Origin of the sequence: Burkholderia sp. AU44665, from assembly GCF_030504405.1 — a bacterium.
GTDB classification, from domain to species: domain Bacteria; phylum Pseudomonadota; class Gammaproteobacteria; order Burkholderiales; family Burkholderiaceae; genus Burkholderia; species Burkholderia semiarida.
Genome location: NZ_JAUJRI010000002.1, coordinates 398,438 through 424,001, shown reverse-complemented (window position 1 = coordinate 424,001; position 25,564 = coordinate 398,438). Strand labels below are relative to the sequence as shown.

24 protein-coding genes are annotated in these 25,564 nt (G+C 63.3%); 22 read left to right on the top strand and 2 right to left on the bottom strand.

Features of this window, described 5'->3' with window-relative positions; all coding sequences use genetic code 11:
- The first annotated feature begins 9 nt into the window (after nucleotides 1-9).
- From QZM15_RS07085 to groL, 7 genes are all read left to right on the top strand, one after another.
- The gene (locus QZM15_RS07085; protein ID WP_302106103.1) at nucleotides 10-525 is read left to right on the top strand and encodes a sigma-70 family RNA polymerase sigma factor; all 516 of its coding nucleotides are present in this window, start codon (nucleotides 10-12) and stop codon (nucleotides 523-525) included.
- Entirely contained in the window at nucleotides 522-1,304 is a 783-nt protein-coding gene (locus QZM15_RS07080) for an anti-sigma factor (protein ID WP_302106102.1), read from the top strand. The genes QZM15_RS07085 and QZM15_RS07080 overlap by 4 nt, the downstream gene beginning before the upstream one ends.
- 26 nt (nucleotides 1,305-1,330) lie before the next feature.
- Nucleotides 1,331-1,753: a hypothetical protein gene (locus QZM15_RS07075; RefSeq protein WP_059574335.1), complete on the top strand. Its 423-nt coding sequence runs from the start codon at nucleotides 1,331-1,333 to the stop codon at nucleotides 1,751-1,753.
- Nucleotides 1,750-2,382: a DUF1571 domain-containing protein gene (locus tag QZM15_RS07070; protein WP_099316115.1), complete on the top strand. Its 633-nt coding sequence runs from the start codon at nucleotides 1,750-1,752 to the stop codon at nucleotides 2,380-2,382. Before QZM15_RS07075 ends, QZM15_RS07070 begins: the two co-directional genes overlap by 4 nt.
- Before the next feature lie 44 nt (nucleotides 2,383-2,426).
- A complete protein-coding gene (locus tag QZM15_RS07065; protein WP_226290037.1) occupies nucleotides 2,427-2,942 on the top strand; it encodes an SRPBCC family protein in 516 nt (171 codons plus the stop codon).
- Nucleotides 2,943-3,334: 392 nt separating this feature from the next.
- On the top strand, nucleotides 3,335-3,628 hold the full coding sequence (gene groES / locus QZM15_RS07060; RefSeq protein WP_011351136.1) for a co-chaperone GroES: 294 nt from the start codon (nucleotides 3,335-3,337) through the stop codon (nucleotides 3,626-3,628).
- Between the two features lie 46 nt (nucleotides 3,629-3,674).
- Nucleotides 3,675-5,315 (top strand): chaperonin GroEL, encoded by a 1,641-nt coding sequence (groL, locus tag QZM15_RS07055; RefSeq protein WP_006485462.1) that lies wholly within the window; start codon nucleotides 3,675-3,677, stop codon nucleotides 5,313-5,315.
- 147 nt (nucleotides 5,316-5,462) lie between these two features.
- Here the strand turns inward: groL and QZM15_RS07050 are convergent, their stop codons facing one another.
- Nucleotides 5,463-6,329, bottom strand: coding sequence for a hydroxymethylpyrimidine/phosphomethylpyrimidine kinase (locus QZM15_RS07050; protein WP_059574212.1), 867 nt, complete (start codon nucleotides 6,327-6,329; stop codon nucleotides 5,463-5,465).
- Between the two features lie 256 nt (nucleotides 6,330-6,585).
- On the opposite strand from QZM15_RS07050, the gene QZM15_RS07045 reads away from it, so the two are divergent.
- From QZM15_RS07045 to QZM15_RS07010, 8 genes are all read left to right on the top strand, one after another.
- The gene (locus QZM15_RS07045; protein ID WP_004186709.1) at nucleotides 6,586-6,756 is read left to right on the top strand and encodes a rubredoxin; all 171 of its coding nucleotides are present in this window, start codon (nucleotides 6,586-6,588) and stop codon (nucleotides 6,754-6,756) included.
- Between the two features lie 102 nt (nucleotides 6,757-6,858).
- Nucleotides 6,859-8,160, top strand: coding sequence for a hypothetical protein (locus QZM15_RS07040; protein WP_302106101.1), 1,302 nt, complete (start codon nucleotides 6,859-6,861; stop codon nucleotides 8,158-8,160).
- A 182-nt stretch (nucleotides 8,161-8,342) separates the two neighbouring features.
- Nucleotides 8,343-8,921, top strand: coding sequence for a YqgE/AlgH family protein (locus tag QZM15_RS07035; protein WP_006491354.1), 579 nt, complete (start codon nucleotides 8,343-8,345; stop codon nucleotides 8,919-8,921).
- On the top strand, nucleotides 8,918-9,367 hold the full coding sequence (ruvX, locus tag QZM15_RS07030) for a Holliday junction resolvase RuvX (RefSeq protein WP_060011442.1): 450 nt from the start codon (nucleotides 8,918-8,920) through the stop codon (nucleotides 9,365-9,367). The genes QZM15_RS07035 and ruvX overlap by 4 nt, the downstream gene beginning before the upstream one ends.
- Nucleotides 9,354-9,866, top strand: a complete 513-nt coding sequence (gene pyrR, locus QZM15_RS07025; RefSeq protein WP_060965647.1) for a bifunctional pyr operon transcriptional regulator/uracil phosphoribosyltransferase PyrR — start codon at nucleotides 9,354-9,356, stop codon at nucleotides 9,864-9,866. The genes ruvX and pyrR overlap by 14 nt, the downstream gene beginning before the upstream one ends.
- Nucleotides 9,867-9,939: 73 nt before the next feature.
- Nucleotides 9,940-10,971, top strand: coding sequence for an aspartate carbamoyltransferase catalytic subunit (locus tag QZM15_RS07020; protein WP_006476735.1), 1,032 nt, complete (start codon nucleotides 9,940-9,942; stop codon nucleotides 10,969-10,971).
- A gap of 61 nt (nucleotides 10,972-11,032) precedes the next feature.
- The gene (locus QZM15_RS07015; RefSeq protein WP_226290042.1) at nucleotides 11,033-12,310 is read left to right on the top strand and encodes a dihydroorotase; all 1,278 of its coding nucleotides are present in this window, start codon (nucleotides 11,033-11,035) and stop codon (nucleotides 12,308-12,310) included.
- A 19-nt stretch (nucleotides 12,311-12,329) separates the two neighbouring features.
- Entirely contained in the window at nucleotides 12,330-13,187 is an 858-nt protein-coding gene (locus QZM15_RS07010; protein WP_302106100.1) for a 1-acyl-sn-glycerol-3-phosphate acyltransferase, read from the top strand.
- A 42-nt stretch (nucleotides 13,188-13,229) separates the two neighbouring features.
- Here the strand turns inward: QZM15_RS07010 and QZM15_RS07005 are convergent, their stop codons facing one another.
- Entirely contained in the window at nucleotides 13,230-14,069 is an 840-nt protein-coding gene (locus QZM15_RS07005) for a symmetrical bis(5'-nucleosyl)-tetraphosphatase (RefSeq protein ID WP_302106099.1), read from the bottom strand.
- Nucleotides 14,070-14,553: 484 nt separating this feature from the next.
- Between QZM15_RS07005 and QZM15_RS07000 the strand changes: the two genes are divergently transcribed.
- The 7 genes from QZM15_RS07000 to rfbB all read left to right on the top strand — a co-directional run bounded on the left by QZM15_RS07000 (nucleotide 14,554) and on the right by rfbB (nucleotide 25,554).
- Complete coding sequence (locus QZM15_RS07000) at nucleotides 14,554-15,336, top strand: ABC transporter permease (protein ID WP_059574206.1); 783 nt, start codon at nucleotides 14,554-14,556, stop codon at nucleotides 15,334-15,336.
- Between the two features lie 10 nt (nucleotides 15,337-15,346).
- Nucleotides 15,347-16,096: an ABC transporter ATP-binding protein gene (locus QZM15_RS06995; RefSeq protein ID WP_059574205.1), complete on the top strand. Its 750-nt coding sequence runs from the start codon at nucleotides 15,347-15,349 to the stop codon at nucleotides 16,094-16,096.
- A gap of 1,888 nt (nucleotides 16,097-17,984) precedes the next feature.
- Nucleotides 17,985-18,920, top strand: a complete 936-nt coding sequence (locus QZM15_RS06990) for a GDP-L-fucose synthase (protein WP_059574204.1) — start codon at nucleotides 17,985-17,987, stop codon at nucleotides 18,918-18,920.
- Nucleotides 18,921-19,006: 86 nt separating this feature from the next.
- Nucleotides 19,007-20,362: an FkbM family methyltransferase gene (locus QZM15_RS06985; RefSeq protein ID WP_302106098.1), complete on the top strand. Its 1,356-nt coding sequence runs from the start codon at nucleotides 19,007-19,009 to the stop codon at nucleotides 20,360-20,362.
- Nucleotides 20,305-22,560 (top strand): glycosyltransferase, encoded by a 2,256-nt coding sequence (locus tag QZM15_RS06980; protein ID WP_302106097.1) that lies wholly within the window; start codon nucleotides 20,305-20,307, stop codon nucleotides 22,558-22,560. Before QZM15_RS06985 ends, QZM15_RS06980 begins: the two co-directional genes overlap by 58 nt.
- 327 nt (nucleotides 22,561-22,887) lie before the next feature.
- Entirely contained in the window at nucleotides 22,888-23,661 is a 774-nt protein-coding gene (locus QZM15_RS06975; protein WP_185723024.1) for a sulfotransferase domain-containing protein, read from the top strand.
- 831 nt (nucleotides 23,662-24,492) lie between these two features.
- Entirely contained in the window at nucleotides 24,493-25,554 is a 1,062-nt protein-coding gene (gene rfbB, locus QZM15_RS06970) for a dTDP-glucose 4,6-dehydratase (protein WP_089464593.1), read from the top strand.
- The last annotated feature ends 10 nt before the right edge of the window (nucleotides 25,555-25,564 follow it).

The window sequence follows — 25,564 nt, the reverse complement described above, 5'->3', positions numbered from 1 at the left end:
GGCGCCCGGATGAGCTATGAATCGGACCTGCTGGTATGGCTGCCGCACCTCACGCGCTATGCGCGTGCGCTGACGGGCGAGCGCGCGTGGGCCGACGATCTCGTACAGGACACGCTCGAGCGTGCGCTGAACCGGCCGCCGCGCGACGGCGGCAACCTGCGCGCGTGGCTGCTGACGCTGCTGCGGCACCGCTTCATCGACCAGTTGCGCGCGCGGCACGAGATCGCCGTGGACGACGCGACGGCGCCGTGGCAGACGATGGCGGCGCCCGCTGGCGAAGTCGGCGGGCTGGAATTGCGCGACGTGCAGCGCGCGCTGTATCGGCTGCCGGTCGAGCAGCGCGAGGTGCTGCTGCTGGTCGCGCTCGAGGAGCTGAGCTATCGCGATGCCGCGCAGGTGCTCGGCGTGCCGGTGGGTACGGTGATGTCGCGGCTCGCGCGGGCACGCGCACAGATGCGCGCGTTGCTGACCGACGCGCCGCCGGCGCACGGCACGGCCACGTTACGGGTGATCGGGAAGCCATGATGGACGATCCGCGCAAGCCTTCGAACCGGCAGGACGACGACGCGTCGGCGCAACTGCTGTCCGCGTTGCTGGATGGCGAACTGTCCGGGCACGAGCGGCGCGAGATGCTCGAGCGCCTGCAGTCCGATCCGCGGGAAGCCGAACGATTCGCGCATTACCGTGCGCAGCGCGATGCGCTGAAGGCGTTGTTTCCGTTGCCGGGCGCCGCGCCCGCATTGTTCGTGCAGCGCCGCGCGTCGCGCTGGCGCGCCGCCGCGCACGCGTTCGCGGGGCTGGCGGCCGGGCTGCTGATCGGTGTCGCGCTGCATGCGGGCTGGTCCGCATTCGGCCGCGAACCGGCGTTCGCCGCGCGCGCCGATGCCGCGTACGCGGTGTACGCGGCCGATCGCGAGCATCCGGTGGAAGTCGGTGCGGCCGATCCCACGCGTCTCGCCGCATGGCTGTCGGCGCGCATCGGCCGGCCGGTGCGCGCACCGTCGCTCGACGAATACGGTTACGCGCTGCTGGGCGGCCGGTTGCTGCCCGGCGACGCGGGGCCGGCCGCACAGCTGATGTACCAGCGCGCGGACGGCGCGCGCGTGACGCTGTACATGACCGCATACGATGCGCGGCGCCTCGCGCCGCAGGCGCTGTCGGCGGACGGCCGCTACACGTATTTCTGGTCGGATCGCGGCATGGGTTATGCGCTGACCGGCCGTGGCGACGAACGGCGTCTGCGCGAGCTGGCGATCGACGCATGCGCAGCGCTGGGCGGGCCGGCCGATGCGTGGAAGGGATGACGCGCGGCGCCCGCGGGGAGCAGGCGATGAAGACGACGATGATGAAGGAGCTCGTGCTGGCGGCGTGCCTCGCGGGCACGATGCTTGCGCGAGCGCAGGGAAATGCGCCCGTGCGCGTGCCGGTCGATGCCGACGGCGTACAGCGTGTGACGATCGTCGGCGGCAGCTATTTTTTCCGGCCGAATCACGTGATCGTCCGCGCGAACCTGCCGGTGGAGCTGACCGTGTCGGCCGAGCCCGGCGTGGTACCGCACAGCTTCGAGATCGACGCGCCGCCGCAGGCGGGCATCGCAGTGCATACCGAACTCGGCACGACGCCGAGGACGTTCCGTTTCACGCCGCAGCAGCCGGGTCGATTCGCCTACTATTGCACGCACCGGTTGCTGTTTTTCAGCAGCCATCGCGAGCGCGGGATGGAAGGCGTGCTCGACGTCGAGGCGGCGCCGTGATCGCCGCGTTGCTGGCCGCGAGCCTGATAGGAGCGAGCATGACCGCCGATCCCGTGACCGTCGCGCAGGCGCATTTCGACCACGTCCGCTCGTACCGCGCGACGATCCGCTCGTCGGCGCGCGACGGCGAGCACACCGAAATCCGTTACGCGTACCTGAAACCGGGCTTCGTCCGGATGGATTTCGTGTCGCCGCATCGCGGCGCGGTGCTTGCGTACGATCCCGGCGACGGCAAGGTGCGGCTGCGCCCGTTCGGCACGCATGCGCCGCCCGCGCTGACGCTGTCGCCGTCCAATCCGCTCGTGCGCGACCGCAGCGGCCACCGGGTCGACCGTTCGGACGTCGGCGAACTGCTGCGCAACGTGCATGCGCTGCAGCAGGGCGGCGCGACGGTGACCGAAGGCGAGGAAACCACCGGCGGCCGGCGCGCGCTGCGCGTGCTGGTCACGGGCGCGCCCGCGCATGCGATCGACGGCGTGCATCGCTACCGGTTATGGCTCGACACCGACGACGGTTTTCCGCTGAAGGTAGTCAGCTACGCCGGCGACGACGATGTGCCGCTCGAAACCGTGACGCTCGACGATGTGGAGATCGACGTCGCGTTTCCCGAGCGTTTTTTCGCGCCCTGACGGCGCGCCGATCCGCGTTCCTGACGCGCAATGCCGGAGGCTGCATGGCGGAGTACCGGTTCTCAACGACCTGGCGGGTAGACGCGCCGCTCGCGGCGGTCTGGGACGCGATCTACCAGGTCGACCGCTGGCCCGACTGGTGGAAGGGTGCCGTGCGCACCGTCGAGCTCGAACCGGGCGACGCGCGCGGCGTCGGCGCGCTGCACCGGTATACGTGGAAGGGCGCGCTGCCGTACCGGCTGACCTTCGACATGCGCGTGCGTCGCGTCGAGCGGCCGCATGCACTGGAAGGCCATGCGAGCGGCGCGATCGAGGGCGACGGCCGCTGGTCGTTCACCGCCGACGGCGCGCGCACCGTCGTGCGCTACGACTGGCACATCCGTACGCACCTGCGCTGGATGAACTGGCTCGAGCCGCTCGCGCGGCCGCTGTTCCGATGGAATCACGACGTCGTGATGCGCGAAGGGGCGAAGGGGCTCGCGCGGCGGCTGGGCGCGACCGTCGAGACGGACGGCCGGACCTTCCGGCCGCTGTCGGGCGCGGATTGCGCCGACGCGTGAGGATCGGCCCGGCGACGCCGGCGAACGAACGTGCCGCGGCGGATGAAATGGGCGCCCGCACGTTTTTTTCGATGCGATGTCGGCGGCCTCGGGAACTCCGGGCTTACCCGGTGTCCAAACGGGGCTGGATGGGATTCGCGGGCCTCGCGAGCCCGCCCGTCGGGTCGGTTTCGATCGTCATGGCTTTGTTTTGAAAGGGTTTTTCGTTGTTCTCAGCCGTTTTCCCGCCGCGTCGCCGCCTCGAAAATTCCTCCGGTTTCCCTTCTTGAATTTGTCAAAACCCGTCCATATAATTAGCACTCGCTGCACGAGAGTGCTAACAATTCTCTGCCGGGCGATGAGCCGGGCAGTTCCCTAAGCGTTCTTCAATCTCAGTCAAGAGAGGAGTGAATATGAACCTTCGTCCTTTGCACGATCGCGTGATCGTCAAGCGCCTGGATCAGGAAACCAAGACCGCCTCGGGCATCGTGATCCCCGACGCCGCTGCTGAAAAGCCGGATCAGGGCGAAGTCCTGGCCGTCGGCCCGGGCAAGCGCGACGACAAGGGCGCCCCGATCGCGCTCGACGTGAAGGTCGGCGATCGTGTTCTGTTCGGCAAGTACGCAGGCCAGACCGTGAAGGTCGACGGCAACGAACTGCTGGTCATGCGCGAAGAAGACATCATGGCCGTGGTCAACGCCAAGTAAGCGTCCTCCGACGGTACATATTCCCAAGAATTCAAGGAGTTAGAAGATGGCAGCTAAAGACGTCGTATTCGGCGATTCCGCCCGTTCGAAGATGGTCGAAGGCGTGAACATTCTCGCCAACGCAGTCAAGGTCACGCTGGGTCCGAAGGGCCGCAACGTCGTGCTCGAGCGCAGCTTCGGCGGCCCGACGGTCACCAAGGACGGTGTGTCGGTCGCGAAGGAAATCGAGCTGAAGGACAAGCTCCAGAACATGGGCGCGCAGATGGTCAAGGAAGTCGCTTCCAAGACCAGCGACAACGCAGGCGACGGCACGACGACGGCAACCGTCCTCGCGCAATCGATCGTCCGCGAAGGCATGAAGTACGTCGCATCGGGCATGAACCCGATGGACCTGAAGCGCGGCATCGACAAGGCAGTCGCAGCGGCTGTCGAAGAGCTGAAGAAGATCAGCAAGCCGTGCACGACCAACAAGGAAATCGCCCAGGTCGGCTCGATTTCGGCGAACAGCGATTCGTCGATCGGCGATCGCATCGCTGAAGCGATGGACAAGGTCGGCAAGGAAGGCGTCATCACCGTCGAAGACGGCAAGTCGCTCGCCGACGAGCTGGACGTCGTCGAAGGCATGCAGTTCGACCGCGGCTACCTGTCGCCGTACTTCATCAACAACCCGGACAAGCAAGTCGCCGTCCTCGACAACCCGTTCGTGCTGCTGCACGACAAGAAGGTGTCGAACATCCGTGATCTGCTGCCGGTGCTCGAGCAAGTCGCGAAGGCTGGCCGTCCGCTGCTGATCATCGCAGAAGACGTCGAAGGCGAGGCACTGGCCACGCTGGTCGTCAACAACATCCGCGGCATCCTGAAGACCGTTGCGGTCAAGGCGCCGGGCTTCGGCGATCGTCGCAAGGCGATGCTGGAAGACATCGCGATCCTGACCGGCGGTCAAGTCATCGCGGAAGAAACCGGCCTGACGCTCGAGAAGGCAACGCTGGCAGAACTCGGCCAGGCGAAGCGCATCGAAGTGGGCAAGGAAAACACGACGATCATCGACGGCGCAGGCGAAGCTGCAAGCATCGAAGCACGCGTGAAGCAAGTGCGCGCGCAGATCGAAGAAGCGACGTCGGACTACGACCGTGAAAAGCTGCAAGAGCGCGTGGCCAAGCTGGCAGGCGGCGTGGCAGTGATCAAGGTCGGTGCTGCGACCGAAGTCGAAATGAAGGAAAAGAAGGCACGTGTCGAAGACGCACTGCACGCTACCCGCGCAGCTGTGGAAGAAGGCATCGTGGCAGGTGGCGGCGTTGCGCTGATCCGCGCACGCACCGCGATCGCAGGCCTGACCGGCGCGAACGCCGACCAGAACGCCGGCATCAAGATCGTGCTGCGCGCGATGGAAGAGCCGCTGCGCCAGATCGTCACGAACGGCGGCGAAGAAGCCAGCGTCGTGGTGGCGGCGGTTGCTGCAGGCAAGGGCAACTACGGCTACAACGCAGCAACGGGCGAGTACGTCGACATGGTTGAAGCCGGCGTCGTCGACCCGACCAAGGTCACGCGCACCGCGCTGCAGAACGCAGCTTCGGTCGCAGGCCTGCTGCTGACGACGGACGCTGCTGTCGCGGAACTGCCGAAGGAAGACGCACCGATGCCGGGCGGCATGCCGGGCGGCATGGGCGGCATGGGCATGGACATGTAATCGACTTCGGTCGACGGTGTCCGGAGCGCGCAGCGATGCGCGTTCCAGCCAAAAGAAAAGACCCGCAGCGATGCGGGTCTTTTTTTATTTGCACGTGGAATTCGGCGCGCCGTTCGCGGCGGCGGGATCGGCCGCCCGCGTCGCCGCTCAATGCCGATGCGACGTCCTCGGCGCCGAATCGGCCTTCACGGCCGGCGGCGTGTCCGACTCGTCGTTGCTGCGCGCCCAGAAGAACCGGTCGGGCAGGTACGCGCCCATGCCGGGCCGGAACGCGTCGCGCACGGCCTGGTACAGATATTCCTGCGCCTCGCGCACCGCTTCGGGCGGCTCCTGGCCGTTCGCGAGCAACGCCGCGATGGCCGCGCCGAGCGTATCTGTGATGCCCATCAGCCGGTGCGGCGAGCGATCCCACATGTCTTCACGAAGCTGGCCTTCCTCGCCGTACAGCGTGTTGACGAGCCGGTGCGAACCCGTTTCCGACGACAGGATGTATTCGCAGCCCTGCGACAGCAGGTGCGACACGGCCGCGTCGAGATTCGGCGCCTCCGCATCGCCGTCCGGCTGCGCGAGCGCGATCAGCGTCGCGTGGTCGGCGACCAGCAGCGTGGTTTGCGGCGCCAGCAGATCGGCGATCGATTCGCGCAGATCGTCCGCCGCGAGCACGTGTTCGTCGTCGAGCGTGAAATCGGGCGCGAGCACGAGCGGCACGCCGTCGTAGTCGGCGACGACTTCGGCGATCGCACTGACGACTTCCGCGCGCGTGGCCGCGCCGATCTTGAACGCGGCAACCGGCATGTCTTCGAGCAGCATGCGCGCCTGCGCCGCGACGACGTCGGGGTCGAGGCCGGTCACCTCGTCGCAGGCGGCCGAGTCGCGCACGGTATAGCCGGTCAGGACGGACACGCCGTGACAGCCCATGCTCGCCAGGGTCATCAGATCGGCTTGGAGGCCGGAGCCGCCGGTGGGATCGGACAGGCCGAAGGTGAGGACGATCGGAGGGGCGTTGCTGGACATGTAAAAATGGGGCAAGAGAAAAACGGACAAGCGACGGACATGCGGACGGCGAGGCGAATGGGCTTTGTTCGGCCCCGTGTTGCCCGGCAGGCCGCACTTTTCAACCATTATGCGGTGGAATCCGGCCGGTACGACGGATTTTTTAGCGCGGCGCAACGTAGTTGCCGTCCTCCAGCGCGATTGCTAGGCAGTCCGGCCCCGACACGGTACCATCATGGCTCCCGAATTTACCGACTTTTCCCCGACGCGGCTTAAGATGGAATACAAGAGCTGGATGTGCCTGATTTGTGGCTGGATTTACGACGAAGAAGCCGGGCTGCCGGAAGAGGGCATTGCCCCGGGCACGCGCTGGGAAGACGTCCCGATCAACTGGACGTGCCCTGAATGCGGCGCCCGCAAGGAAGACTTCGAGATGGTCCAGATCTGACCGGACCGCTGGCCCACGAGCACTCCGCTCAGGCCTCGCACCGGCCCGGCGCTCGCGCCGCGGCACGCGCGAGCGACTTGACGATGACAGGCGCGCGTGTCCATGACGTCCGATCCGGCGAACGTTCCCCACCCTGACGCATTGCCCAACCCGCGCGGCGGCGCCGTGCGCGCGGCCGACGCGTGGCTGGCGGCGGCCGCCGACGCGTTCGAGCGGCGCGACGACGCCGCGGCGCCGCTTGCCGCTGCCGCGGCCGTACTGGCGGAAGCCGGCTGGCTGCCGGCTGCGCGCTTCGCCGGGCAACTGTCGGCCGCGGTGCCGCTCGTTGCCACCGAGCCGACGTCGGCCGGCTGGCGTGCGGCGCTGCGCGATTTTCGTGCGGCCGTCGGGCGCCACAATCTGCGCGAGCTTGCGTGCTCGCCCGCTCTCTTCGAGCATTTCCGGGCGTTGCGCGCGCAAAGCGCCGCCGACCTGCGCGCAAGCGTGCCGCTCGATGCGCTGGCGCTGGTCGGCCGCGCGGTGCCGCCCGCCACGCTGCGCGCGCTGCCCGATACCGTCGCACCCCGGATTCGCGCCCGCTACGAGCAGGCGCTGCTCGGCGTGCTGCGTGCCGAACACGGCGCGCCGGGCGCGGCGCTCGATGAACTCGACGCGCTGCTCGCCGCGCTCACCGACGACGCACCGTACGATTTCTGGCGGCTCGCGGCCGCGTGCATGCGTGCGCTGCGGGCAAGCGGCGCGCCCGAGCTCAAGCGCTTTCTCGCGCGGACCAACCTGCTGCTCGGCGAACACGCGCAGGGCCGGCGCAGCGCGCCGCCCGACCTGGTGCGCGAGACGGTGGCGCTGCTGTGGCGCGATTTCGCGCTGTTCGGCGCCGCGGCCGAGGATGTCGCGCTCGTCGACGTGCTGCACGACTACGGGTTGACGGTCGACTGGCACGTCGCCGGCACGCCCGCATCGGAGGCGCTGTGGGAGGCCGATGCCGCGCGGGCCGAGCACGATGCGGTCGCCGCCGCCCCCACTCGTGCGCTCGGCGTCGTGACCGTCAACGCGCATGCCTACGAGGATTTCCTGCAGACCGCCGATGCGTCGATGGCCGATCTGGCGGCCAATCCGGCCACGGCCGACGCCGGCGCCGCATGGCACGCGTCCGGCGCCGCCTACCGGGTCGGCACGGCCGCGTGCGCGCTCGGGCTCGGCCACGCGGCGCTGCTGGCCGATACGCTCGGCCTGGCGTGGCGCCGTGCGGCGCACGGCGTGCCGCTCGGCGACGGCGGCCTCGATGCGCACCGCCATGCGTCCGACATGCTGCGCGCGGCGCTCCTGAAGATCGCGGCCGGCGTCGCGCCGCCGGATCTCACGGCGGCGTCCGAAGCGCTCGGCGCGGCGCTCGGCCGGAGCTGACGAACAAGGGGACGGACACGCGACGGCGGGCCTCGCCGGGCGGGCCTGCAACACGCTGCCGACAGCGCCCGCGCGCGTGTTAGAGTGCCGTGTGATCCGCGCGCGCCGTTGCCAGCGCGGCGCGGCGTTGCTTGTTGATCGCGGCCCGGTCAGGTCGCGGCGTCTTTGCTAAAATTCAAACCATGTCAAAGCCTTCCGATCGCATCAATCTCACCAACCAGTTCCTGATCGCCATGCCGAACATGGCCGATCCGACGTTCTCGGGGACGGTGGTCTATCTTTGCGATCACAGCGAGCGCGGTGCGCTCGGCCTCGTCATCAATCGTCCCACCGACATCGACCTCGAGTCGCTGTTCAACCGCATCGACCTGAAGCTCGACATCGAGCCGTTGCTGCACATTCCCGTGTACTTCGGCGGCCCGGTCCAGACCGAGCGCGGCTTCGTGCTGCATGAGCCGGTCGAGGGCGCGAGCTACAACTCGTCGATGTCCGTCGACGGCGGGCTCGAGATGACGACGTCGAAGGACGTGCTCGAGGCGGTCGCAACGGGCACCGGCCCGAAACGCTTCCTGCTGACGCTCGGCCATGCAGGCTGGGGCGCCGGCCAGCTCGAGGAAGAAATTTCCCGCAACGGCTGGCTGACCGTCGCCGCCGATCCGCGCATCGTGTTCGACACGCCGGCCGAGGAGCGCTTCGAAGCCGCGCTCGGCCTGCTCGGCGTGAGCTCGTCGATGCTGTCCGGCGAAGCAGGGCACGCATGAGTGGCGCGGGCGCGCGCGATGCGACGCTCTTGGCGTTCGACTACGGCGAAAAACGGATCGGCGTCGCGATCGGCAACGCGCTGACGCGCTCGGCGCGTGCGCTCGTCGTGATCCAGAACCTGAACCGCGAACACCGCTTCAAGGCGGTCGGCGACCTGCTGGCCGAATGGCGGCCGGACGCGCTCGTCGTGGGCCTGCCGATGCATCCGGACGGCACGCCGCACGACATGACGCAGCAGGCGAAGCGCTTCGGCAACCAGTTGAACGGCCGCTTCGGGCTGCCCGTCACGTGGGTCGACGAGCGCTATTCGTCGGTCGAGGCCGAGGCCGGGCTGCGCGAGCGCAACGTGCGCGGCCGCGCCCGCACCGACATGCTCGATGCCGAGGCCGCGCGCGTCATTCTTCAACAGTATCTCGATCAATTGTCCGACCATGAGCATCATTGACGCCGAGGCGCTTTACCGCGTCCTGCTCGACCAGATCCGCGCCGCGTACGGCACGGCGTTCGCCGAACCGGGCGGCCCGCGGCTCGCCGGCATTCACAGCGGCGGCGCGTGGCTCGCCGAGCGCCTCGCGCGCGATCTCGGCGCACCGGCGTTCGGCGTCGTCAACGTCGCGCTGCACCGCGACGACTACGCGAAGAAGGGGCTGCACAGCCAGGCCAGCCCGACGTCGCTGCCGTTCGAGATCGACGGCGCGCGCATCGTGCTCGTCGACGACGTGCTGTACACCGGGCGCACCGTGCGCGCGGCGCTCAACGAGCTGTTCGACTACGGCCGTCCGGCCGCGGTCGAGCTCGCGGTGCTCGCCGATCGCGGCGGCCGCGAGCTGCCGGTTGCCGCACGCTTCGCGGGCGGCACGCTCGACGTGGCGGCCGGCGCGACGCTCGTGCTCGCGCGCGACGATGCGCGGTTCACGCTGCGCGTCGAGTCGCACGGCGCCTGAACCACACGCGAACCGTATCCCGGGCCGCTGGTTTGCACCGCGGCCCGTTTGCATAGTTGGAATCACGCACACCATGACCACCGACACCACTGGCCGCACCGGCAATCCCGCGGCGGCCGCGAGCCCCGACCGGTTTCGCTACGGTTTCCTGAAGGGCAACCCGCAGCTCACGAAAAACGGCGAGCTGAAGCATCTGCTGTCGATCGAGGGCCTGCCGCGCTCGATCGTCAATCACATCCTCGATACGGCCGAGCAGTTCGTCAGCGTGACGGATCGTGAAGTGAAGAAGGTGCCGCTCTTGCGCGGCAAGTCCGTGTTCAACCTGTTCTTCGAGAACTCGACGCGCACCCGCACGACCTTCGAGATCGCCGCGACGCGCCTGTCGGCCGACGTGCTGAACCTGAACATCAATGCGTCGTCCACGAGCAAGGGCGAATCGCTGCTCGACACGATCAACAACCTGTCGGCGATGCATGCCGACCTGTTCGTCGTACGCCACGCGTCGAGCGGCGCGCCGTACCTGATCGCCGAGCACTGCGCGCCGCACGTGCACGTGATCAACGCCGGCGACGGCCGCCACGCGCATCCGACGCAAGGCCTGCTCGACATGTACACGATCCGCCACTACAAGCGCGACTTCACGAAGCTGCGCGTGGCGATCGTCGGCGACATCCTGCATTCGCGCGTCGCGCGCTCCGACATCCACGCACTCACCACGCTCGGCGTGCCCGAAGTGCGCGCGATTGGCCCGCGCACGCTGCTGCCGGGCGGCCTCGAACAGATGGGCGTGAAGGTGTTCCACAACCTCGACGAAGGGCTGAAGGGCGTCGACGTGATCATCATGCTGCGCCTGCAGAACGAACGGATGAGCGGCGCGCTGCTGCCGTCCGCGCAGGAGTACTTCAAGACGTGGGGCCTGACGCCCGAGCGCCTCGCGCTCGCCGCGCCCGACGCGATCGTGATGCACCCGGGGCCGATGAACCGCGGCGTCGAGATCGATTCGCAGGTCGCCGACGGCCCGCAGTCGGTGATCCTCAACCAGGTCACGTTCGGTATCGCCGTGCGGATGGCGGTGATGGGCATCGTCGCCGGCAACAGCGACTGAGCCCGCTTTCGCGCATCCTCGTTCAGGCATTCAACGCAATCAACGCATTCACAGACAGCGCATGAAGATTCATATCAAAGGCGGCACGCTGATCGACCCGGTCGCCGGCACCGAACGGCAGGCCGACGTATTCGTCGCGGACGGCAAGATCGCCGCGCTTGGCGGCGCGCCGGCCGGTTTCAACGCGGACAAGACGATCGACGCATCGGGCCTGATCGTCGCGCCCGGCCTCGTCGACCTGTGCGCGCGACTGCGCGAGCCCGGCTACGAACACAAGGCGACGCTCGCGTCCGAGATGGCCGCGGCCGTCGCGGGCGGCGTCACGACGCTCGTGTGCCCGCCGGACACCGACCCGGTGCTCGACGAGCCGGGCCTCGTCGAGATGCTCAAGTTCCGCGCGCGCAATCTGCGGCAGGCGAACGTGCATCCGCTCGGCGCGCTGACCGTCGGCCTCAAGGGCGAAGTGATCACCGAGATGGTCGCGCTGACCGAATCCGGCTGCGTCGGCTTCACGCATGCGAACGTGCCGGTGCGCGACACGCAGGTGCTGCTGCGCGCGCTGCAATACGCGAGCACCTATGGCTACACGACGTGGCTGCGTCCGCTCGACGCGTTCATCGGCCGCGGCGGCGTGGCCGCGAGCGGCGCGCTCGCGTCGCGGCTCGGGCTGTCCGGCGTGCCGGTCGCGGCCGAGACGATCGCGCTGCACACCATTTTCGAACTGATGCGCGTGACGGGTGCGCGCGTGCACCTCGCGCGGCTGTCGTCGGCGGCCGGCCTCGCGCTCGTGCGCGCGGCGAAGGCGGAAGGGCTGCCCGTGACCTGCGACGTCAGCGTGAACCACGTCCACCTGATCGACGTCGACATCGGCTACTTCGATTCGCAGTTCCGGCTCGATCCGCCGCTGCGCGGCGAGCGCGACCGCGAAGCGATCCGCGCGGCGCTTGCCGACGGCACGATCGACGCGATCTGCTCCGATCACACGCCGGTCGACGACGACGAGAAGCTGCTGCCGTTCGCCGAAGCGACGCCGGGCGCGACGGGGCTCGAGCTGCTGCTGTCGCTCACGCTGAAATGGGCGGACGAGACGCGCACGCCGCTCGCGCAGGCGCTGCGCCGCATCACGGCCGCGCCGGCCGACGTGCTGCAACTGCCGGCGGGGCGCCTCGCCGAAGGCGGCGCGGCGGACCTGTGCGTGTTCGACCCGCGCGCGCACTGGCGCGTCGAGCCGCGTGCGCTGAAGAGCCAGGGCCACAACTCGCCGTTCCTCGGCTACGAACTGCCGGCCACCGTGCGCGCGACGCTCGTGGGCGGGCAGGTCGCGTTCGAGCGCCACTGAACCACGCCGGACCTTCGCCATGATCGCCTTTCGCAAGCTGCGTCTCGTCTTTCACCTGTTGCGCGGCATGGTGATCGTCGCGCTGCGTTTTTCGCACGTCACGCCCGCGCGCCGCGCCGAGTTGACGCGCCGCTGGTCGGTCAAGATGCTGCGCATCTGCGGGATGCGCCTCGTCGTCCACAACGACGGCGCGCGGCTCGACGCGAGCGCGCTCGTCGTGGGCAACCACGTGTCGTGGCTCGACATCTACGCGGTCAACGCGTGGCGGCCGACGCCGTTCGTGTCGAAGGCCGAGGTGCGGCAGTGGCCGGTCGTCGGCTGGCTCGCCGAGAAGCTCGACACCGTGTTCCTGCAGCGCGAGAAGCGCACCGAGGCGATGCGGATCATGCACGAGATGGCCGAACGCCTGCGCAACGGCGGCGTGATGTGTGTGTTTCCGGAGGGGACGACGTCCGACGGCCAGGATCTGCTGCCGTTCCATGCGAACCTGTTCCAGGCCGCGGTATCGGCCGGCTGCGCGGTGCAGCCGATCTGCCTGATGTACGAGGATGCGCACGGGCGGCAGTCGGTCGCGCCGGCCTACACGGGCGATTTGTCGCTCGGCAAGTCGCTCGACATGGTGCTGCGCGGCGGCCCGCTCGTCGCGCATTTGTACGTGTGCGAACCGATCGCGCCGGGCGGCGATCGCCGCGCGACGTCCGCGGCGGCGCGCGATGCGATCGCGGCCGCGCTGGCGGCGATGCAGGAGAAGGTCGGCAAGCCGACGGCCGAGTCGCTCGCCGAGCTGCAGAAGCATGCGTATCCGGCGACCGAGCTCGGCGCCGGTGCGGCGGGCGAGGGGGCGGCGGACGCGCCCGTGCCGGGGCGCGAGGGCTGACGCGCTGCCCGGCCCGGCCGGGTTGGGCGAATCAGCGTGTGGTCACTCGCCGCCCGGCGAGCGGCACGCTTCGCACTGCACCTGCGTGACCGTGCGCTGCGCTGGATCGGCCGTCAGCCGTACGGCCGACAACTGGTTTCCCCATACGCAGCCCGAATCGAGCGCGACGACGTTGTCGCGCAGCATCAGGCCGAGCGCGGCCCAGTGGCCGAACACGACCGTCACGTCCGCAGTGCGGCGCCCCGGCACGTCGAACCACGGCAGGTAGCCGGGCGGTGCGCTGTCGGGGCCGCCGTTCGCCTTGAATTCCATCGCGCCATCGGGCGTGCAGAAGCGCAGGCGCGTGAACGCGTTGAATGCGACGCGCATGCGGTCACGTTTTTTCAGGTTCGGGTTCCATTGGTTGGGTTCGTTGCCGTACAGGCCTTGCAGCGTGTCGCGCCAGTCGGGGGCGCGGAGTGCGCGCTGGAGCTCGTCGGCGAGTTCGAGTGCGAGCGTGGCGTCCCATTGCGGCAGCACACCCGCATGGACGAGCAGCTTTCCGTCTTCGACATGCACGAACGGGCGGTGGCGGACCCAATCGAGCAGGGCTTCGGCGTCGGGGGCGTCGAGGATCTCGCCGATCGTGTCGCCGGGGCGTTCGGTGCGCAGGCCGGCGGAGACTGCGAGCAGGTGGAGGTCGTGGTTGCCGAGTACCACGGTCGCGCGCGGGCCGAGGTCGACGACCGCGCGCAGCGCGGCGAGGGAGCCCGGGCCGCGGTTGACGACGTCGCCGGCGATCCAGAGCGGGGTGTCGCCGGGGGCTGAGAGCTTGGCGAGCAGCGACTGGAAAGCGGAATGGCAGCCTTGGATGTCGCCGATGGCGATGGGGGGATGGGGCATGGGTTCGTGGGTGTTCGGGAGTCGAGCATACGGTAGCAAAAGTTCGTTCCCGGAGGCTACGCGAAAAATTTCATCCGACACTAATAACTTCACCATGCCCGCGCTTTGGCCACCAAGCACGGTTCGGTGTCGCTGTTTCAAGTTGTTAGCAACGTGGCTTTTGCATCCGGCGGCTTCATATAATTTGCCGTTCCCGCGCGAAAATTACCATCAGATGACTCTGGCGGGCATGGCGACCGGGTAAAATGCCGGGCCTGAGGCGGCTCGGATGGTTGTTCCCCCTTGCGATCTGCGGCATGGCAACGTTCGCGGCGTGCTTGTTTTGTACTCGCAGGGACGCCAAATGATCCGATTCGTGGTCATGCCTGCCCCATTTGACTGCTGTCGTAGTGGGCCAGGCATCGACTCGATAACGTGCCAGGGCGCGCTGACATAGTCGACAATTCTGTCTGACGCCCCTATTCCTTCATTTTTGAAAGCTTGCATGCTGACCCTTTCACTTGCGGACCTAAAGAAAAGCATCACGGCGTGGCGGTTGTGGACCTTGCTCGGCTGGCTCGAAATTCGGCAACGCTATGCGCGTTCGCGCCTGGGGCCGTTCTGGCTCACGATCAGTATGGGTGTGATGATTTCGTCGTTAGGTGTCGTTTACGGCACGTTGTTCGGCCAGAAAATCAACGAATACCTGCCGTTTCTTGCTGCCAGCATCGTGCTGTGGGGTTTATTCTCGACGACGATCGTGGAAGGCAGCGTCGCGTACATCAACAGCGCGCCCTATATCCGGCAAATGGCCACGCCGAAACTGATCTATATCCTGCAGGTCGTGTGGCGAAACTTGATCGTCCTTACCCACAACTTCGTGATCGTCATCGCGCTGCTGGCGATCTACGGCGTGAAAAGTTGGGAGACGTTGCCAGTATTCATTCCGGCGCTGCTGGTGTACGTGCTGAACGCAACATGGATCGCGATGGTGGTGGGCCTGCTGTCGGCGCGCTTTCGCGATCTGCCGCAGATCGTGAGCGCATTGCTTCAGGTCGCGTTCTATGTGACGCCGATCATTTTCCGCCCCGATGCGCTTAATCGCTTCTCTTTCATTGTCGAGTGGAATCCGCTCGCGTATCTGATCGACCTCGTGCGTGGCCCGCTTATCGGACAGATGCCCAGTGAATTGACCTGGGCGATCACGGTCGGAATGGCAGCGATTGGATGGCCTGTCGCCCTGTTGATGACCGGACGTTATCTGAAGCGTATTCCGTACTGGGTCTGAGAGAAACGATATGGCGTTTATCGAATTACAGAGCGTAACGCTCGATTTGCCGATCTTCGACGTGCAAGGGCGTTCGCTCAAGAAGCAGGTGCTCAACATGGGGCGCCGCAACAGGATCGCCGAGGGCAACGACGGTGTGATCGTCGTGCGTGCGCTGGACGAAGTGAGTTTCCGTTTTGAGCGTGGCGACCGCGTTGGGCTGATCGGACACAACGGGGCGGGGAAATCGACATTGCTTCGTGCGATGGCGGGCATCTATCCGCCATCGTCTGGCCAGTTGTTGCGTGAAGGAAGCGTGGTGCCGCTCCTCGATATCGGCCTCGGCATGGACGAGAACTCGACCGGCATGCAGAACATTCGGCTCAGAGGGCTGTTGCTCGGCATGTCAGATGCGGAGATTCGGGAGAAGCAGCGCGAAATCGCTGAGTTCTGCGAACTCGGCGATTATCTGGACCTGCCGATTCGTACGTATTCCAGCGGGATGAAGGTGCGGCTCGCGTTTGCAGTGTCCACTGCAGTCGATGCCGAAATCCTGTTGCTCGACGAAGTGATGGGCGTCGGTGATGCGTCGTTCATGCACAAGGCGGAAGCGCGATTGGCCGATCTTCATAGCCGGGCCGAAATCGTCGTGCTGGCGATGCACTCGAACTCCGAAATCCGCAAGGTATGCAACAAGGTGCTTTGGATGGAGCGTGGTCGTGTACGCGCTTTCGGGCCGACGGAAGAAGTCGTGTCGGAGTATGAGGCGACGACAGGCTGAACGCGTCCGCCGGCCGGGGCTGCGTGATTGCTTGCAGGATTTGCAGCACGGCGAAAAGATGTCCGGTGACAAGCCGGCCCTGTGCCGAGTCGATCTGCCTGCGTCTTATCATGTAAGGTCGGTGACGCTGTCCGGCGTCTGCGCTTAGAGCAGCGAATTACCCGATATCTGAGCGATTCACTTCCGGGGTACGCACAAGATCATAGGTTTCGACGGCGCGCCGCCTGCGCAAACCACCCGCGCGGCGGTTCCGGAGCCGTCACCGACGCGTGATATGCCGAGGGCGACGGCGTATTCATTGCGCGCGCAGCGTGTTTTCAACGCGTGATCGTTGATGGAGTGCGGTGCCAGGTTACCTCGTTCAGCTTTTTCTGCCTCATTTCCCTGAGTTGCTGATAACGACGTCTGCGTCACAGGGCAACCTGATGTCGGCGGCGCACGGCTCGCGTTTCCCGGACAGCTGTCGATCCTGCCGAGAGCATGCGACCGATACGTGCGCAGCCGAATCGCAGAGTGGTGCCGCCATAGTTCGCCCGACGGCACGCGTGGGCCGATTAATTCGGTGCCGTTCATCCATTCGACGTACGTCCTCCGCAATTGTGGCTAAGCCGCACGTTTGCATCGTCTACTCCGACGAAGACGGGATCGACGCGTTTGGTGTTCGTCACGACTGGTATTTCGAATGTGCTTGGGACTCGCATCTCTTCTATTCGGAAAGCATATTTTGCCGTTCGGGCACGCTTCACAAGAGACTCGTGGAGAAGGGGCGGATTCCATGTCGGCTTCAAGTTCCGCAGGATTGGTGCATTGAGTTGTGATTCATCGAGCAGTTCGGCGGCGCCGGCATCCGTCAATATTCCCCGGCGTACTGTATTGGCGACGCGTGCCGGCCGCGAGTGTTTCGCTGGCCGATGCGAGGCCAGGCGTCAAGGAGGGCGGCGCGTGTTAAGCCGCATTTCGTATGGCGTGGCATCTTGGCGCCGTCGAATAGACGGAGTGAAACTGCCGTGTCCGCTTGCCGAAGCAGCCCGTGCCACCTCTCATGAGTCAGACCATCCTGACGCGGTTTGCGGCCGACCGGTGCTGGCATCGACAGCGTTGTAGCGAGGACGCATTTCCCCGGTCATGAAATCGTTACCGTCGGTAACGGAGCGGACGATTCGGTCAAGATTGCGCACGTCAAACCGCTTGTGAGCCAGGCTCGGATCCGTGTGCCTCGCGACGAGCGACCGTTCAATTGTTCAGCGCTGACAATGTGGCCGTCGATGGCGCGCGACCTGGGATCCCGCTGCCGCCGCGTTATGGGCACTCCCGCTGTATCGCCGCGAATGGGTGCTTTGGAGGGGCGTAACCGCGGTCTTTCGGCAGATCCGGAAAGCGACTGACGAGGGATGTGTGCGGGCTCGGCGATCTGAATGCGACAGCCGCTTTCAACGACGTTGAATTGTGCCTTTTCGTGCGCGACAGAGGCTGTTGAAACTTATGGGCGTAATTTATGGAGCTTTATCATTACGCGTCCACGGCAGGCTCGCGAGGACGACCGGGAAAAGGCGCGCGCGGCATACCCGAAATTGTCTACATGCACAAGTGCTGAGTCATGCTCGTGGCCGGCGATCCACTCCCGCAGCTTACCCCCGTCTTTGGAGCGTGACGACTTCGTCTTCTTGGCCCAGGCGCCGCGCGCGAACAGTTGCGTTGAGGACTCCGCGTCCCATCACACTTGCAGTCGCCGCCTTCGTAGGTTCAGGGTAGCAGATAGGGTAGTGTCTGTATAATTGTTGCGGATTGTGACGTTTGCGACACCGTGTGCTCTTCCAATGTTGAACTCGATTGCGGTCGCAAAGTGTTTGACAGGAAAGCAACCGGTAAAAATTTGGAGAGTTTAGGAATGGCGGAATCTGAAGAGCGAGTCTTGATCACGGGCGCCGGTGGAGTGATCGGTCACGCATTAAAGCAGGAATTGGCGGATTCGGGGTACTCGAACGTCGTCGCAATCACGAGCAGCGACGTTGATCTTAGAGATCAAAACGCGACTGAAGCAATGTTCAATGAATTGCGCCCGACTATAGTTTTCCATATGGCGGCCCGGGTGTACGGCATCATGGGGAATATGTCCAATCGGGGTATCGCGTATCTGGACAACGTTCGGATCAACACCAACGTAGTCGAGGCTGCGCGTCAGACAGGCTGCAAGAAGTTTGTCGCCATGGGCTCGACAGCCATTTACTCTGATCAGGTGCGTCTCCCGATGTCGGAGGAAGAAATCTGGGTTGGGGCGCCGCATCATTCCGAGGCTCCGTACGCACACAGCAAGCGCGGTATGCTTGCGCAACTGGAGGCCTACAAAGATCAATATGGAATGGACTACGCATTTTGCGTATCCACCAATCTCTTTGGTCCGCACGACAAATTCGACGAGAAATTCGGGCATGTCATTCCATCTCTTGTGTCGAAGTTCTATCGTGCGTCTGTTCTAGGGCAGCCCATTTCCGTCTGGGGGTCCGGGAAGGCGGAACGGGACTTTCTCTTCAGTGGCGACGCCGCATACGCGCTTCGCCTTATCGCCGAAAAACACACCGGCGCAATCAATTTGGCGACCGGTCAATCGTATACGATTCGGCATACGGTCGACACGCTTTGCCAGATTTCCGGCTTCAGCGGCAACGTGGAATGGGATGCGACAAAGCCAGATGGCCAAAAGCTGCGAGCATACGATATCTCGCGTCTGACGGCGTTGGGATTCAAGCCACGATTCTCGTTCGACGAAGCGTTGGCGATTACTTACGACTGGTATTGCAAGAACGTTGAGTCAGCCAGAAAGTAATTGCATGGTATTGCCCCTGGTGTGCTTGCGCGTAAAGAGGCGGCACACCATCTCTCTAACGTGTGGTCATTCGAGTTGTTTGATCGATGAAATTTGTATCGTACGCGCAGAACTATGAAGATGTGATGCTCCGGCGCGCGCTCGCTAAAGTCGATCGCGGATTCTACATAGATGTCGGCGCTGCCGAACCGTATGCAGATTCGGTAACGGCAGCATTCTACGAACGTGGCTGGCGTGGCATCAACATCGAGCCAATGCCGGGGCCGTTCGAGAGGCTGGCTCGGGCGCGACCTCAAGACGTCAATCTACAAGTCGCCGTGGAGAACCGGCAGACGGTCGCCCGGTATTTCGCAGTGGATGGCGGTAACGGGATTTCGACGGGTATTCCAAAACTCGCGGAAGAGTATAGGGACGCGAACTGGGACATCAGCCAGGTAACGGTGGCGGTCACGACATTGCGCGATATATGCGAGACATATGTCGGCGAGAAGCCAGTCCATTTTCTCAAAATCGATGTGGAGGGTAGCGAAAGAGAGGTGCTGGCCAGTGCCGATTTCAATACCTTTCGTCCCTGGATCATCCTGGTCGAGGCTACGGAGCCGAATTCCCAAATTCCGTCCCATGAAGGTTGGGAAGTTCTTTTGCTGGAAGCAAAATATCACTTCGTCTATTTCGATGGTCTGAATCGCTTCTATGTGTCGGCAGAAAAAATGGACGAATTGAAGCACGCCTTTATGGTTCCGCCAAACTGGTTTGACGGATTTATTCGGGCATCGGAGTCCGACATGATTCGGCGTGCGGCGGATTTGGAGCGGCAACTCGCTGAATTGCAGCGGCAGTTGCAGGAGGCTCATAAGGGATGGCTTTTGGAAAAGAGCGCACGAGAAGAGTTAGAGGTACGGTTGAACGGCGCATATCACAACATGACTAGTCAGGCGCACGGCGAGCGAGCGTCGCAAGTTGTTTTGGAAGACGCGAGCCAAGATTGCGTCATGAAGAATCCCGAAATCTCGCACGACGGGATCGATCAACTCAAGGCGCGGCTTGCGGCAAGCGAGGGAGATCTTGAGAACCATCGGATCCAATTGGCCGAGTTGCGCGTCCGATTGACCGAGAATGAAAAGTCTGGACAAGCGCTCAGCGCCGAGCGCGACGCCGCCTACCAGGAACTATTCGAATCATCCAGACATGCTGCTTGGCTGAGCCAGGAAAGAGTGCGCTTGCAGGAAAGGGTTGACGAGTCAGCCAGACATGTTGCGTGGGTGAACCAGGAAAGCGGACGCTTGCAGGGGAAGGTCGACGAGCTTGAGCACATGGTCGGTACGCTCCGCTTGCAAGAGGAGCGCGTGTCGGCCGCACTGCACGCGGTGCTTCAGAGTACATCGTGGAAATTGACCGGTCCGCTGCGATGTATAAAGCGCATGATGCAACGCCGATCCTAGTATTAATGGAGCAAATTTTGGTATCGAATTCGATTTGCATCATTGGTCGCTGTACTTTCGGCACTGGAATTGGCGCTGTGACTTATGCGGCGTGTGAGATGTTGAGCCGATTTTATGATGTTTCCATTTTTCCGACCGAGCCGCATTTCCGTACAGAGCGCGAAATCGTACTGCCGAACGGGACGGTGATTCCTGTTTGCACCGATCTTTCGCAGGCGAAGGTTGTCTTCTATGCGGACGTGCTATGGAACGGTGCATATGATTTGAATTACACGCTGGTTCCGCCGGATGCATTGCGATTTGCTCATATCGCCTACGACTCCGATGAACTACCGTCTCAATGGGTCAAAGTGCTTAACGAGCACTTCGATTTTGCGCTCTTCATGAGCCATCACTTGGAGGGCGTGGCTCGGAGATCGGGCGTCGAGATAGGGGTGGGTACACTGCCGCTCGCCTTGGACATTGAAGGGCTGTTGAGTCGCCCTTATCGAGCATCGTCGAATGGCAAGATCAAATTCTGTTCGATTGCCGCATTTCACGCGCGTAAAGGTGTGGAGGCTCTTGTTGAGGGGTTCATTCGTGCTTTCGGTGATCGACAGGACGTGGAGCTCACGATACATTCGAATCTAGCTATCGGCTCAAGCTTTGAGCGCGTCAAGAATCTGGTCGACTCTAGAAAAGCCACGAATATTGTCATCAGTTGTGCTCCCCTGACTGATCAAGAGAAAAATGCACTGATCGAGGATTGTGATGTCTTCGTGAATTGCTCTCGCGGCGAAGGATATTCCATTGGGCCGCGAGAAGCTCTGGCATTGGGGAAAGTACTCGCAATAACGGCTGTCGGGGGGCATAACGATCTAGTTTCGACGCCTGGCGTCTTTGCTATACCGGCTACTATCGCGATGCCGGCGCGCTATCCGGAAATCGACAATCTTGTCGTCGGCCGGCAATTTGCCGCGGACATCGACGATATCAGCACGGCGCTCACAGACGCTTTTGAATACGTTTCGTCTGGTATAAGCGCGACGACGGTACGCGCGCGACGCCAACTCGCTGCCGAGTTCAGTTTTACCAATCTGGAGCTGAATTACGGCGAGTTGATCGATACCAAGCTTCGGTCATTTCGGCCCCGGCAATGCGGTTCACGCTTCGCCCGATTGCCGGCCGAATTGCCAGCGACCGTGGAGCGCCTTCTGGGGCATCGTTCTGCATCACTTCCTGGTATTGATCGTACCGTTGTGCAGTCTCATGACGGCGGCTTCTTCTCGGTCTTCAATGCATTCATGAGCCACTTGGTGTGGGACCAGCGTGACAAGCGGTGTCATATGGTCTTGCCGGACTGGAACGTGGATCGCATGATCAAGCGCTTGGGTACGGCTCAATTCATGAGCTTTTGCTATGGGCGCCCGAGCGAGGGAAATGTGTGGTCCAAGCTGTTTGAGCCGCTCTACGGCCTCAGCGACGCAGATATGGACGACGAGAGCTTTTTGTACACCAAGGGGCGTCCGCCTGTTGCGGTGTTCAATCACGAACGTGAGCCGCAGCTTACCTATGTCCATGCGTATAAATTGTATAAGAGCGGCCAATTTTCTCGTATCCGCTCACAATACAACAAGGCGTTCAAGGATCATGTGCATTTGCGCGCTCCATACCAGCGTGAATTGGACGAATTCCGGGCGAACTTTGCCGGGAAATTTATGATCGCGGCGCACGTCAAGCATCCGAGTCACGTGATCGAGCAGCCGGGCGGAAAAATTGCACACATTCAATCATATATAGATGGGATCAGGCGCCAGCTCGATGCTCGCGGATTCGAAGAGGATTCTCCAGACTGGGCGGTATTCCTCGCGACGGATCAGGACCGAGTAATTAATGTCTTCAAGAGAGAATTTGGCGACAAGGTCTTTTGCTATGAGGATGTCCGTCGAACGACCGAGGCTGAAGACGCACGCTACGACCAGTTGGGGGCAGAGGAGCGTCGCGCAGAAGGTTTTCAGGTACAGCACTTGGTCGCTGCAAATCCCGATAACTGGAACATCAGGATGGCTTGGGAGGTTATTCGCGACGCGATGACCATGGCACATTGCAATGTGCTTCTCCACATTGTGAGCAACGTTTCGACAGCAGTGTCGTATATGAATCCGGACATTGAACTCGTTTTTTGTTCCGCCGAAGAGGCAGAGGCCGCACGTCACTGAATGCCTGCTTCACGTTTTGAACCGCAAGGCATACGGGGCGTGAAGCGCGCTGGAGCTGACGGAAAACCGTAAGATGTGTCGCCGGTCGGTCGAATCGGTACGGCCGATCGGCGGATTGTCGGATGTTGTCAGACGTGTGATTCCAGCACGGGCCAGCGATACAAGCGTTGGGATCGGCGCGACGCAACTTTCGGGGCTGGAGCCATGACTTCCGCTGTCATTGCTCCGCCGTGCGGCAGAGTGGGTGAGGAAGGGACATCGCCGATTGAGGCGGCTGCGTGAGACCTTTCGTTATCTGGATTGTATATGCGAGTTACAGGAGATAGTTTGTCCACCAACGCTCAGGATTGCCCGTCTAGCGAAATTTTGCGTATCGCGGTGGTGAGTTCCCCGCGAAGCGGTAATTCATGGATCAGATCAACGCTCGCAGGCGCACTGTCCATGCAGGAGATCGCAGTTCACAATTATCTGGATGCTCCGGCTGTTTTACCGCCGAGGTGCTTCCTTCAGATCCATTGGTATCGCGAGCCGAACTTTCAAGCTTGGCTTCGCGCGAATCAATTTCGGATATTGACCGTAGCAAGACATCCACTCGACGTTCTTGTATCGGCGCTGCACTACATTCGATACGAACCGGGAACGAGCCGATGGCTTGAAGGGAATGTGAAATTGCCTGCGGAGCTGGCGAGCGCCAGCCCGTCCTCGGCCGAGTTTCTCGAGTACGCTCTCAGCATGGGTGCCGAAGATCTGCTTTCGATCACCTATCAATGGTGGAACGATCCCGATGTGCTTCGTCTTCGATACGAAGATGCCGTTGCGAACCCTGAAGTGGTGCTTGGCAATCAGATCGCTGCATTAGGGGGTAGTGCACAGGACGTCGTTCCCTGGCTGGCGCACCTCAGTCTCGAGAAGATGCGTGCGACGCCGAACCGGCACGGATGGCAGGGAAGCCCAGGGCTCTGGCGGCGTTTGATTGTCCCGCAAGATGCCATTCGTATCTACCGAAGGCATCGAAGAGTTTTCGATACCTTGGGCTATGCGATTCGGCCATACTTTCTGACGCGTGCATCGGCCTATCGAAACTGGATGGAGCGACTTTAGCAGGTGGCACTTGCCGGACAGTCGTGTTCCATAACGAGAGTGCGATGAGCGCTTGATTGTGATGGTTGCCCTGTTGGATCTTGTGGGCGTGGTCAGCCCGCGAGGCGCCGTCTCGCAATGCCGAGAAGGCGGCTGGGGCAAGGTGCGCTTGAGCACCTTGTTGCCGCGCCCGGAGGATGCTCGCCGCGGCTCGACGGGCCTAAGTGTCGGGCAACGGGGAGCACGGGTCGGCTTAGGTCGATGGGCGGCTGAAGACTTTGTGGGCAACCGAGGTCAGGAGCGTGGCAGCAGTCCTGACGCCGCCCCCCCCTCGCATACTGATCAGAGCCGGCCAAAGACAGTGAGCAAGCAACAGTCGTTCGACAGCGACCTGGGCCCATTTCCTACTCACAGCGGCGAGTGCTGCGGCCGATATGGGGCGCGACAATGATAGGGGGAGTGCGGGCCGGACACGATCGCGGCTTGTTCGCCCCGTGCCGGAATGCTCTGAGTCGCCAGATTTTCCTGCATCGCAGTTCGTTCCGAGTGAGTGGGTAAGAGACACGTTGGTGGCTCGGTAGAACAGACAACGCTCCATCGGGCGCGATCTTGGCGTCGCTTCAGCCGGTTGATTTTTTTACAATTGTTGTATCAATTTGTTGCAGGCATGAATTTTGCTTGATGCGATTTCCTATAATTGCATTTTCTCGCAAAAATTAGCACTTCGTGACATTGACGCTCATGGTGACCGGTTAAAATCCGGGCCTGACGAGGCTCGGGCGTTGCCACCCGTGATATGTCATGCGACGAGCGCCCCGACCGGGCGTGCCGCACATTTCTAGAGGGAGTCCCATGATTCTGGTGACGGGCGGTGCGGGTTTTATCGGTGCCAACTTCGTTCTCGACTGGCTACACCACCACGACGAACCCGTGCTCAATGTCGACAAGCTGACCTATGCGGGCAATCTGCGCACGCTGCAGTCGCTGATTGATAATCCGAAGCACGTATTTGCGCGTGTCGATATTTGCGATCGCGCCGCGCTCGACGCACTGTTTGCCGAACACAAGCCGCGTGCAGTCGTGCACTTCGCCGCCGAAAGCCACGTCGATCGTTCGATCCATGGCCCCGCCGATTTCGTGCAGACCAATGTCGTCGGCACGTTTACGTTGCTCGATGCGGCGCGCGCGCACTGGAGCGGGCTGAGTGATGCCGACAAGGCCGGATTTCGCTTCCTGCACGTGTCGACCGACGAGGTATTCGGCTCGCTATCCCCGACCGATCCGCAATTCTCCGAAACGACACCATACGCGCCGAACAGCCCGTACTCGGCGACAAAGGCCGGCTCCGATCATCTGGTGCGTGCCTATCACCATACGTACGGCCTCCCGACGCTGACGACGAACTGCTCGAACAACTATGGCCCATATCAGTTTCCCGAGAAGCTGATTCCGCTGATGATTGCGAACGCGCTTGCGGGCAAGCCGCTGCCGATCTACGGCGACGGCCAGAACGTGCGCGACTGGCTGTACGTCGGCGATCATTGCAGTGCCATCCGCGAGATACTTGCGCGTGGCGTCCCGGGCGAGACGTACAACGTCGGGGGCTGGAACGAGAAGAAGAATCTCGACGTCGTGCATACGCTGTGCGACCTGCTCGACAGCGCGCGTCCGAAGGCGACGGGTTCCTATCGTGACCAGATCACCTACGTGACGGATCGTCCAGGCCACGATCGCCGCTATGCGATCGACGCGCACAAGCTCGAACGCGAACTGGGGTGGAAGCCGGTGGAGACGTTCGAGACGGGGCTGGCGAAGACGGTACGCTGGTATCTCGACAATCAGGCTTGGGTTGACGATGTCGTATCGGGCGAATATCGCAAGTGGGTCGAGACGAATTACGCGCAACGCACTTGAGGGCATGGCC

Coding starts and splice junctions, on each gene's coding strand:
- ruvX (WP_060011442.1), top strand. CDS start 8,918: ATGAGTGGCGCGGGCGCGCGCGATGCGACGCTCTTGGCGTTCGACTAC.
- QZM15_RS06995 (WP_059574205.1), top strand. CDS start 15,347: ATGGCGTTTATCGAATTACAGAGCGTAACGCTCGATTTGCCGATCTTC.
- groES (WP_011351136.1), top strand. CDS start 3,335: ATGAACCTTCGTCCTTTGCACGATCGCGTGATCGTCAAGCGCCTGGAT.
- rfbB (WP_089464593.1), top strand. CDS start 24,493: ATGATTCTGGTGACGGGCGGTGCGGGTTTTATCGGTGCCAACTTCGTT.
- QZM15_RS06985 (WP_302106098.1), top strand. CDS start 19,007: ATGAAATTTGTATCGTACGCGCAGAACTATGAAGATGTGATGCTCCGG.
- QZM15_RS07035 (WP_006491354.1), top strand. CDS start 8,343: ATGTCAAAGCCTTCCGATCGCATCAATCTCACCAACCAGTTCCTGATC.
- QZM15_RS07065 (WP_226290037.1), top strand. CDS start 2,427: ATGGCGGAGTACCGGTTCTCAACGACCTGGCGGGTAGACGCGCCGCTC.
- QZM15_RS07050 (WP_059574212.1), bottom strand. CDS start 6,329: ATGTCCAGCAACGCCCCTCCGATCGTCCTCACCTTCGGCCTGTCCGAT.
- QZM15_RS07085 (WP_302106103.1), top strand. CDS start 10: ATGAGCTATGAATCGGACCTGCTGGTATGGCTGCCGCACCTCACGCGC.
- QZM15_RS07000 (WP_059574206.1), top strand. CDS start 14,554: ATGCTGACCCTTTCACTTGCGGACCTAAAGAAAAGCATCACGGCGTGG.
- QZM15_RS07075 (WP_059574335.1), top strand. CDS start 1,331: ATGAAGACGACGATGATGAAGGAGCTCGTGCTGGCGGCGTGCCTCGCG.
- QZM15_RS07045 (WP_004186709.1), top strand. CDS start 6,586: ATGGAATACAAGAGCTGGATGTGCCTGATTTGTGGCTGGATTTACGAC.
- QZM15_RS07040 (WP_302106101.1), top strand. CDS start 6,859: ATGACGTCCGATCCGGCGAACGTTCCCCACCCTGACGCATTGCCCAAC.
- pyrR (WP_060965647.1), top strand. CDS start 9,354: ATGAGCATCATTGACGCCGAGGCGCTTTACCGCGTCCTGCTCGACCAG.
- QZM15_RS06990 (WP_059574204.1), top strand. CDS start 17,985: ATGGCGGAATCTGAAGAGCGAGTCTTGATCACGGGCGCCGGTGGAGTG.
- QZM15_RS07005 (WP_302106099.1), bottom strand. CDS start 14,069: ATGCCCCATCCCCCCATCGCCATCGGCGACATCCAAGGCTGCCATTCC.
- QZM15_RS07010 (WP_302106100.1), top strand. CDS start 12,330: ATGATCGCCTTTCGCAAGCTGCGTCTCGTCTTTCACCTGTTGCGCGGC.
- QZM15_RS07020 (WP_006476735.1), top strand. CDS start 9,940: ATGACCACCGACACCACTGGCCGCACCGGCAATCCCGCGGCGGCCGCG.
- groL (WP_006485462.1), top strand. CDS start 3,675: ATGGCAGCTAAAGACGTCGTATTCGGCGATTCCGCCCGTTCGAAGATG.
- QZM15_RS07080 (WP_302106102.1), top strand. CDS start 522: ATGATGGACGATCCGCGCAAGCCTTCGAACCGGCAGGACGACGACGCG.
- QZM15_RS07015 (WP_226290042.1), top strand. CDS start 11,033: ATGAAGATTCATATCAAAGGCGGCACGCTGATCGACCCGGTCGCCGGC.